Annotated in this window: 10 protein-coding genes; 2 read left to right on the top strand and 8 right to left on the bottom strand. The window is 64.1% G+C overall.

Going from position 1 to position 9268, the window contains the following annotated elements:
- Nucleotides 1-181 precede the first annotated feature (181 nt).
- The 3 genes from C3418_RS14605 to C3418_RS14595 all read right to left on the bottom strand — a co-directional run bounded on the left by C3418_RS14605 (nucleotide 182) and on the right by C3418_RS14595 (nucleotide 1631).
- Nucleotides 182-739: a cytochrome b/b6 domain-containing protein gene (locus C3418_RS14605; RefSeq protein WP_041214375.1), complete on the bottom strand. Its 558-nt coding sequence runs from the start codon at nucleotides 737-739 to the stop codon at nucleotides 182-184.
- 48 nt (nucleotides 740-787) lie between these two features.
- Nucleotides 788-1057: a PepSY domain-containing protein gene (locus tag C3418_RS14600; RefSeq protein ID WP_010672753.1), complete on the bottom strand. Its 270-nt coding sequence runs from the start codon at nucleotides 1055-1057 to the stop codon at nucleotides 788-790.
- A 121-nt stretch (nucleotides 1058-1178) separates the two neighbouring features.
- Nucleotides 1179-1631 carry a YaiI/YqxD family protein gene (locus C3418_RS14595; protein ID WP_039039769.1) on the bottom strand — a complete coding sequence of 151 codons (453 nt, stop codon included), beginning with the start codon at nucleotides 1629-1631 and terminating at the stop codon, nucleotides 1179-1181.
- 131 nt (nucleotides 1632-1762) lie between these two features.
- Between C3418_RS14595 and zntB the strand changes: the two genes are divergently transcribed.
- Both zntB and C3418_RS14585 read left to right on the top strand, forming a co-directional pair.
- Nucleotides 1763-2728: a zinc transporter ZntB gene (zntB, locus tag C3418_RS14590; RefSeq protein WP_174213885.1), complete on the top strand. Its 966-nt coding sequence runs from the start codon at nucleotides 1763-1765 to the stop codon at nucleotides 2726-2728.
- A 9-nt stretch (nucleotides 2729-2737) separates the two neighbouring features.
- On the top strand, nucleotides 2738-3256 hold the full coding sequence (locus C3418_RS14585; protein ID WP_039039767.1) for a mechanosensitive ion channel domain-containing protein: 519 nt from the start codon (nucleotides 2738-2740) through the stop codon (nucleotides 3254-3256).
- Nucleotides 3257-3292: 36 nt separating this feature from the next.
- Here the strand turns inward: C3418_RS14585 and C3418_RS14580 are convergent, their stop codons facing one another.
- The 5 genes from C3418_RS14580 to C3418_RS14560 all read right to left on the bottom strand — a co-directional run bounded on the left by C3418_RS14580 (nucleotide 3293) and on the right by C3418_RS14560 (nucleotide 9217).
- Entirely contained in the window at nucleotides 3293-3541 is a 249-nt protein-coding gene (locus tag C3418_RS14580; protein ID WP_103858786.1) for a hypothetical protein, read from the bottom strand.
- A 60-nt stretch (nucleotides 3542-3601) separates the two neighbouring features.
- A complete protein-coding gene (locus C3418_RS14575) occupies nucleotides 3602-5392 on the bottom strand; it encodes a sodium:proton antiporter (RefSeq protein ID WP_048208982.1) in 1791 nt (596 codons plus the stop codon).
- Nucleotides 5393-5486: 94 nt separating this feature from the next.
- Nucleotides 5487-6008: an MltR family transcriptional regulator gene (locus C3418_RS14570; RefSeq protein ID WP_010672759.1), complete on the bottom strand. Its 522-nt coding sequence runs from the start codon at nucleotides 6006-6008 to the stop codon at nucleotides 5487-5489.
- A gap of 97 nt (nucleotides 6009-6105) precedes the next feature.
- Nucleotides 6106-7251, bottom strand: a complete 1146-nt coding sequence (locus tag C3418_RS14565) for a mannitol-1-phosphate 5-dehydrogenase (protein WP_042015428.1) — start codon at nucleotides 7249-7251, stop codon at nucleotides 6106-6108.
- A gap of 37 nt (nucleotides 7252-7288) precedes the next feature.
- Entirely contained in the window at nucleotides 7289-9217 is a 1929-nt protein-coding gene (locus C3418_RS14560; protein ID WP_103858785.1) for a PTS mannitol transporter subunit IICBA, read from the bottom strand.
- Nucleotides 9218-9268: the final 51 nt, after the last annotated feature.

Genomic DNA, 9268 nt, shown 5'->3' with positions numbered 1-9268 from the left:
AGGACAGTCAGGCGCGATTCTCATCGTGGCGCGGAGAACATTCTCCATCAAGACGCCGGATAGATTTAAGCAAGCCAACCACAACACCCGAAATCAAGGTTGCAAAAAAGGGGGTGACCATAGATTTTTTTGGGCAGATGAGTGGGTGAACTGAGGAGGGGACTGGTCGGCAGCCCGGCCATCAAGCGCGGGGGTCTTCCACCTTGATGTTGGCGGGGACCCGCTTTTTGCCCAGCACCATGGCGCGGACCAAATCGCTGCGGGTGAGGCGATCGGTCAGGAGTACCACGGCCGCATGGACGCCAACGGCGGCCATCAGGGTGTTGGCGATGATGCCGTGCAGCTCCTCCAGCCACTCCTCGCCCCAGAAGGCATCCCAGGTGGTGAGCCAGCCGGTGACGACGGTCCCGACCAGGGACAGCAGCAGCAACCAGATCATCAGGGAGCCGACCGGATTGTGGCCGAGGTAGTAGGGGTGGCGCCCCTGGGCGAGCTGGCGCAGGTAGTAGCGGACACGGGCAGGGGTTGGCCACCACTGGCCGAAGCGGGCGTAATAGGGGCCGACCAGCCCCCACAGAAGGCGGATGATGAGCAGGATGCCCACCGCGTAGCCAGCATATCTGTGGGGTTTGCTGCCCTCTTCCAGCACGAAGAAGTTGAGCAGGCAGAGGGTGACGGTCGCCCAGTGAAACACCCGGATGAGGGGATCCCAGACTTTCACTTCAGAGGCAGGTGTCATGGCAAGGCTCCATGGTGGGGGCCGGGGGAAGACCGGCCCGGGGCGGCGTTACTCGTCGATCTCTTCTTTCACCTTTTTCAGGTCGGTCGGGTCGAAGTAGATCTCGACCTTGCGCTTCTCCTTGTCCCAGCCGTAGATCTCGTAGCAGCCGGTCTTGGTGGCCTTGAACTTCTTGATGTCGTAGCCCATCGCCTTGATCTGCTGCTGGGCGTCGGCTTCGCTCATCCACTTGCTCTTGTCGGCCTGGGTGCATTGGGGGTCGGCCAGGGCTGCGCCGCTCAACAGGGGGATCAGTAACAACAGGGGGGTCAGTTTCATTGCTTGCTCCTTGCGGGTGGTTGGGTCAACAGTCGCAAGGCTAATCAAGGCGCATTAAGGAAGAATTAAGGGAAAAGGGAAATGAATGGCTCTCCCCGGCGGTGGGCCGGGGAGAGGGTGATCAGCTCAGCTTGCCCCTGACCAGCCACTTGTCCAGCGCATTGGCGAAGCGCTGCTTGTCGGCGGCGTTGAAGGGCGCAGGACCACCGGTCTGGACGCCGGCAGAGCGCAGCTCCTCCATGAAGTTGCGCATCCCGAGCCGTGCCTGGATGGTCTCCCGGGTGTAGATCTCGCCCCGGGGATTGAGCGCCTCGCCCCCGGCGTCGATGACCCAGGAGGCGAGGGGAATGTCGCCGGTGATCACCAGGTCGCCTGGCTTGACCTGCTGGGCGATGACATGATCTGCCACATCGAAGCCCTTCTCCACCTGCTGGGTCTTGATGAAGGGGGAGGGGGGGACTCTGAGCCCCTGGTTGGCCACTAGCGTGGTCACCACCTGGGCGCGGTGAGCGGCGCGGTAGAGGATCTCCTTGACCGGGATGGGGCAGGCATCGGCATCAACCCAGATGGGCATGGCATGGCTTCCTGTGTCTGGAACGGGTGGCGCATCTTAGCATGGCTGGCGCGGGGCGGCTGCCCCGGGGCTGAGTCGTCCCCGCCTTTGGTGTAAGCTGGGGCCTGCACATGAAACGAGAAGGAGACGAGATGGATCGGGTGCCCGGTGACGTGATTTATGGCCTGACCCTGGACGGCAAGGGGGGCATGACCCCGCTGGCCGAAGGTAGCGAGATCCCCTGTGCCCAGCCCGGCTGGCTGCATCTGGACTACGGCAACCCGGAGTCGGCGCGCTGGCTGCTGCAGACGCCGCTGCTGGGGGAGGCGGCCCGGGAGGCCCTGCTCGGCCAGAGCAATCGTCCCAAGCTGGTGCGGATGGGGGAGACGGTGCTGCTGATCCTGCGCGGCATCAACCACAACAAGGATCACAGGCCTGAAGAGATGGTTGCCCTGCGGATCTTCATCACGCCGGATCTCATCATCAGTAGCCGACGTCGTCCGCTGCTCTCCGAGAAAGATGTGTTCGAGCAGCTGTCGTTGGGGGGCGGTGCCGACACACCCGCCGACTGGCTGGTGGAGATATGCGACGCCCTGACCGACCGGGCCGGGGAGTTCGTCGAGGAGCTGCACGACCAGATCCTGGATCTGGAGGAGATGGTGCTGATGCGCGACCTACCCGCCAACGGTCGGCTTGCGCGCATCCGCAAGCAGCTCATCATGATCCGTCGCTACCTCTCCCCCCAGCGGGATCTGGTGGCGCGTCTGGCCAACGAGAAGATCAGCTGGCTGGACGAAGATGACAGGCGACGCCTGCTCGACATCGCCGACCGCTTGCGGCGCTGGCTCGACGATCTGGATGCCGGGGTGGCGCGCACCGCCGTGCTGGCGGACGAGATCAACAACCTGATGGCGGAGGCGACCAACCGCCGCGCCTACCAGATGTCGGTGATGGCGCTGCTGTTCCTGCCAGCCAGCTTCCTGACCGGCCTGTTCGGCATCAACCTGGGGGGGATCCCCGGGGCCGAGAGTCCGACCGCCTTCTGGGTGTTCTGTGGCTTCCTGCTGGTGCTGGCGACCGGACTGGCGGTCTGGCTCAAGCACAGGCGCTGGTGGTAAGGAGTGAACATGACGACATGGGAATCTTTTGGCGTGACTCTGCTGCTGTTGCTGGGGCACACCCTGGTGCGCGGCCTCATTCACAAGAGCCTGATGGCCCTTGGCCAGAGCCGGCAGGTGAGCGAGAACCGGGTACTCTACGTGGAACACGTATTCCACTTCCTGCTGGGCTGCGCCACCCTGCTGATCCTGGCCGGGGTCTGGGGGCTCGACTTCTCCCGGCTGGTGGTGCTCGCCTCCTCCTTCTTCGCGGTACTGGGGGTCGCCATGGTGGCTCAGTGGTCGATCCTCTCCAACATCACCGCCAGCATTACCATCTTCTTCGCCTTCCCCTACAAGATTGGCGATCGCATCCGCATCCTCGACAAGGATGACTCCGTCACCGGCATCATCACCGAGATCGGTCTCTTCTACGTGCGGGTGCGGGATGACAACGGCGATCTGGTCACCTATCCGGCGAACCTTATTCTGCAAAAGCCGGTGAGGCGGCTGGAGGGAAAGGAGGCTGAGTCCACGCAGCCGGAATGAGAAAAGGCTCCCTCGGGAGCCTTTTTCGATGGGTGCTCAGCGTTCGAAGAAGCGGTAGAGGTGCTCGACCTGGACGGGGCAGTCGGCCACCAGGTGGATGTGGTCCCGTGCCTCCTCGGTGGACGAGAAACTCATGGGGCACCCCAGGGTGTCCGTCATCACGTAGAGGTGGCCGTCCTGCCCCCTGAACTCCACGATCCAGCCGGGGGAGACGATGTCGTGCATGATCTCCGCCTCCTTGAACCTGTGCTGCTGGTGAAGCGTGCGCAATTCACTGACTGTCATGACATCCTCCTATGACTCATGGCGCCACCCTCAAGTCTAGTTCTCCTTCCCGTCATCGGATCAGGGCGCCGTCGCCCCCTCACGGGGCGGTTGCAGGGCGATCAGCAGCTCCCCGGGCAGCGGCGTGACAGGGCCGGTGACCACCCTGGGTCTGGCCTTGGCATCCAGCACGAACAGAGGAATGGCGCCGGGATTGGCCTCCTGATACTGGTCCCAGTCGAAGGTGTCGCTCAGGCGGGTCGCCTTGATCTGCCCGCCCCGGCTCAGCAGGCCGCTCAGCCTGGCGAAGTTGATGTCGGCACCGAACAGGTTCTGGCGGGCACGGAAGGTGGCGCTCTCCCGGTTGGCCTTGCCGTGATGTTCGCTGGAACGCAGGGAGTGGACCTTCTCCTCCCCGTAGAGGTGGGCGAAGTGCAGCACCCCGAGGGCGTTGTTGTGGCGGCTGGGAGAGAGCGCCAGCACGGTGCTGATGCTGGTGAGGGGCAGGTGCCGCTCGGCGTGCTCCGACTGGGGGTTGCCGAAGTAGCAGGGTAGGCCGCTCATGCGGGCCAGCTTGCAGTGCTCCCAGGCAGGATCGGAGAGCTGCACCGGGATCCCCTGGTCCGCCAGCGCCTTGCCGATGGCCCGGGCCACCGAGTTGGCGCCGATGAGCAGCCAGACATTGGGGGCGCTCTGGCGCATGTCGAGCAATCTGGCCAATGGCGTGGCCGTCAGGCTCTGCAGTACCACGGTGAAGATGATGACCGCAAACACCAGGGGCACCAGCTTGTCGGCATCCTCGATGCCGGCCTCGTGCATGCTGATGGCGAAGGAGGCGCTGACCGCCGCCGCCACTATGCCCCTGGGGGCTATCCAGGCGAGCAGGGCGCGGGCGCGCCAGGGCAGGTCCGACCCCCGGGTCGAGACCAGGATGCAGAGCGGGCGGGCCACGAACTGCACCACGCACAGCAGGGCCAGCACCATGGGGCCGAGCTGCCAGAGCTGGGCCAGATCGAGGCGGGCCGCCAGCAGGATGAAGAGGGAGGAGATGAGAATGACGGCGAGATCCTCCTTGAAGGCCAGCACCTCCTCCAGATCCAGCCCCTCCTGGTTGGCGAGCCAGATGCCGAACACGGTCACCGCCAGCAGGCCGGATTCGTGACTGAGCCAGTCAGACAGGGTGAAGGTCACCAGCACCAGCGCCAGTACCCCGAACTTGTGCAGGCTGACCGGCAGCCAGTCCTTGCGGATGAGCAGGGTGGTGAGCCAGCCGGCACCGACCCCGATGAGCGACCCCACTCCCACCGTCTTGGCCAGGGCCAGCAGGGTATGACCGACCAGATCCCCCTGGCTGCCGAGGCGCACCGCCTCGAACACCAGTACCGCGAACAGGGCGCCGATGGGGTCGATGACGATCCCCTCCCAGCGGAGGATCTTGTCCACCTCTCGGACCGGGCGGATCACGTTGAGCATGGGGGCGATCACCGTGGGGCCGGTCACCACTAGCACGGCGCCGAGCACCATGGCGACCCGCCAGTCCAGCCCAAGCAGGAAGTAGCTGGCGGCGCCGATGACGGCAAAGCTGGTCACCATGCCGGTGGAGCAGAGGTTGCGTACCACCTTGCCGATCCCCTTGAGTTCGGTCAGGTGCAGGGTCAGCGCCCCTTCAAACAGGATGATGGCGACCGAGAGGGAGACCAGGGGAAACAGCAGATCCCCCAGCAACTGATCGGGATCGAGCAGACCGGTCACCGGGCCGAGCAAGAGGCCGCTCAGCAGCAGGAACAAAATGGCGGGAACGCGCACGGACCAGGCAAGCCATTGGGCGAGCAGGGAGATGAGGGCTATTCCGGCGAGGGAGAGAGCAATCATGCCAACCTCGTACAGGTGATGGGGTTGGACCTAGTGTAGCGGGGAAGGGGGGCAAGATGACACCCGCCAGGCGTGCAGGGGAGAGCCGCTCAGATCAGATGGGGCTCTCTTTGTGGAGTTCGGTGACGCAATCGGTCACCGCCAGCACCAGGGCGGAGCGCACCATCTGATCGAGCCGGTTGAGCTGCATCTGGTAGAGGGGCCAGTCCTCCTCGTTGGCCGGGGGATCCTGCGGCATCATGCTGCCCTGCTGGATGGCATTCAGGCGCTCGAGCAGATCGCGGACCGGCTTGTCGCTGAAGCGGTAATCCTTGGGGTCGCGTACCAGAAAGTCGCGGATCTTCAGGTACGCCTCGAGATCCTGATAGCGCTCGAGGGAGATGAGGCCGAGGGCGAAGATGAGCTTGAGGCGCACCTCCAGCTGGCCGAGGGGGCCGCTCTGGTTGAGCAGGGGTTCGATGGCGTATTTGACGGCATACTCCTCCTGACGAAAGGCTCGTCGCATCAGGGAGTCGACCGCCTCTTCCAGGATGGTCACGACCTCGAGAAAGAAGCCGCGGGGGCCATCCTGCTCGTTCAGTCGCTCCAGTACTTCATCTTCCTGGTGTGTGGTCATAAGTGCTTCGGGTCCGGCTGACAGGGGGAGAGCAGGCCCTCCCCCGGTTTGTATCGTATGGGGTCCGTCACGGGCGGTGTGACGCCACCCCATCAGGTCACTTCAAGTTGTTGTAACGGGCGACGATGGTGCGAACCACATCGCTGTGCTCATCCAGGCCGGTGACGCGGGCCAGTGTCCGTGCCGGACCAAGTTCCGCCAGCATGGCCTGCAGCTCCACCGCCTGGGGATCGTCCTCATTGCGGTAATGCAGTGCGGCGGCGATGCCCTCCTGCAGGTGATCGCTCGGCAGGCCGTACTCCAGGGTGCCGAGCAGCGGCTTCACCAGCCTGTCCCCCGCCGCCAGCTTGCGCAGCGGCTGGCGACCGACCCGGTCAATCTCGTCCACCAGATAGGGGTTGGCGAAGCGGGAGAGGATCTTCTCGATGTAGGCGGCGTGCAGGCGCGGGTCGAAGCCGTAGCGTTTCACCAGCACGGCCCCGCTCTCCTCCATGGCGCGGCGCACCTTGCTGCGGATCAGCGGATCCTCGATCGCCTCGCGCACGGTGTGATAGCCCCTGAGCTTGCCGAGGTAGGCGGTGACGATGTGGCCGGTGTTGAGGGTGAACAGCTTGCGCTCGACGAAGGCCATCAGGTTGTCGGTGGGTTCCATGCCTGCCACCTGGGGCAGCTCCCCCTTGAACTGGGTCCGATCGACGATCCACTCGCTGAAGCTCTCCACCGTCACCTCCAGGGGATCATCGTTCGCCGCGGCGGGCGGAACGATGCGATCCACCGCCGAGTCGACGAAGCCGACGCACTGCTCGAGGGTGGCATGATACGCGACCGGCAGGTACTTAAGTACCTCCTCCTTGAGGTGGCTGGTGCCGCGCACCATGTTCTCGCAGGCGATGACGTTGAGGGGAGTCAGGTTGCCGGCATCGAAGCGGGCCTGCAGCCCCTTGGCCAGGGTGCTGGCAATCTTGTCCAGGATGTTGGGGCCGACCGCCGTGGTGACCAGATCGGCGGTGATGATACGGGCGATCACCTCGTGTCCGGCCGAGCTGACGGCGGCAACGTTGCGCACCACGTCCAGCTTCTGATCCGTGCCCACCACGTGCACCTTGTACTCCTGGCGGTGGTTGAGCTGGTCGATCAGGGTCTCGTTGACGTCGGCGAAGGTGACCTGATGGCTGGCGTCAGCCAGCAGTTTGCCGATGAAGCCCCGACCGATGTTGCCGGCACCAAAATGCAATGTTTTCATGATATTAACCTCTACAACCAAAGACGATGACGGATGATTACGCGGCCTGCTCGGCCCCCAGCAGATCCAGGAACTCCTGGGGATCCTGGGTGCTGGCCAGACGGTCGACGAGACCGGGCTCATCCAGTGCATTGGTCAGGCGGGTTATGACCTGTATGTGTTCATCGTTGCGGGCGGCAATGCCTATGACCAGGCGCGCCACTTCATCGGCGCCCTCGCCGAAGGCGACTCCGGCCGGGTACTGGCAGATGACGATGCCGGTACGCTTCACGTGCTCCTTGGCGGCGATGGTGCCGTGGGGCACGGCGATGGATTCGCCGAGGTAGGTGGAGACCAGCTGTTCGCGCTCCAGCATGGCGTCGACGTAGTCCGGTGCCACATAGCCTCGCTCGGCCAGCAGCTTGCCGGCGGTCACGATGGCGGCTTCCTTGCTATCGGCCTTGAGGCCCAGGTGCACGTCCTGCAGGCTAAGGGTGAAGACTTCCGGCTCCTGGGGCTCGTAGCTATCGTCGTTGGCCGCCACCAGCAGTTGCGGGTTGGCGACGTCATCGTTGGCCGCGTTGGCCAGGCTGAGGTTCTGCACCAGCTCCTGATAGAGGGCGTTGTCGAGGAAGTTGGTCAGCGAAATGTGCTGTGCATGCGGCGCATGGCGACGGGCACGGTCGGTGAGATCCTTGTGGGTGATGACCAGATCCACCTGATCGTCCAGGTTGTTGATGGCACGGTTGGTGACGCTGATGTCGAGACCGGCGGCCTGCACCCGCTTGCGCAGCATGCCGGCGCCCATGGCGCTGGAGCCCATGCCCGCATCGCAGGCGACGACGATGTTGCGCACTGCGGTCAGCTCGGTTTCCGGCTTCTTGGCGGCGGTGGTCTCGGGCTTGGTACCCTTCATGGCCTTCATCTTGCGGGTGGCTTCACCCAGGGCATCGGCCTCGTCGGCTTCCGGCTGCTGGGCACGGACGAACACGGCGGCGACCAGGAAGGAGACGGTGGCGGAGGCGATGATGGAGAGCAGCACCCCGATGAGGGCGGCTTTCGGCGTCATCAGCAGCACGGCGAAGATGGAGCCCGGGGAGGCGGGGGAGACCAGACCGGCGTTGAACAGGGTCAGGGTGAAGACCCCGGTCATGCCGCCTGCGATCACCGCCAGGATGAGGCGCGGGTTCATCAGCACGTACGGGAAGTAGATTTCGTGGATGCCGCCGAAGAAGTGGATGATGGACGCACCGGCTGCGGACTGCTTGGCGGCGCCACGGCCGAACACCATGTAGGCCAGCAGCACGCCCATGCCCGGACCCGGGTTCGCTTCGATCAGGAAGAAGATGGAGCGGCCCTGTTCGGTGGCTTGCTGGATCCCGAGCGGCGAGAAGATGCCGTGGTTGATGGCGTTGTTCAGGAACAGGATCTTGGCCGGCTCGACGAAGATGGAGGTGAGGGGCAGCATGTGGTTGTCCACCAGGAAGCCGACACCGCTCGCCAGCACGCCGGAGAGCACCTTGACGAAGGGACCGATGACGAAGAAGGCAAGAATGGCGAGCAACATGCCGATGATGCCGGCGGAGAAGTTGTTCACCAGCATCTCGAAGCCGCTCTTGACGCGACCTTCCATCGCCTTGTCGAAGCGCTTGATGGCCCAGCCACCCAGCGGGCCGACCATCATGGCGCCCATGAACATGGGGATGTCGGTCCCCACGATGACGCCCATGGTGGTGATGGCACCGACCACGGCCCCCCGGTCACCCCCGATCAGCTTGCCGCCGGTATAGCCGATGAGCAGCGGCAGCAGGTAGGTGATCATGGGACCGACCAGCTTGGCCAAGGTTTCATTGGGCAGCCAGCCAGTGGGGATGAAGAGGGCAGTGATGAAGCCCCAGGCGATGAAGGCGCCTATGTTGGGCATGACCATATTGGACAGGAAGCGTCCAAAATTCTGTATCTTGACTTTGGTATCCGGTGATAACATGTCGGGACCCCGTTTTAAGCCTGTGTGATTAAAAGTGGTAGTCGGGATGAC

Origin of the sequence: Aeromonas sp. ASNIH8, assembly GCF_002919855.1 — a bacterium.
Classification (GTDB): domain Bacteria; phylum Pseudomonadota; class Gammaproteobacteria; order Enterobacterales; family Aeromonadaceae; genus Aeromonas; species Aeromonas caviae.
Note: the sequence above shows the minus strand (reverse complement) of the source record. Positions and strands in the feature narration are given on the sequence as shown.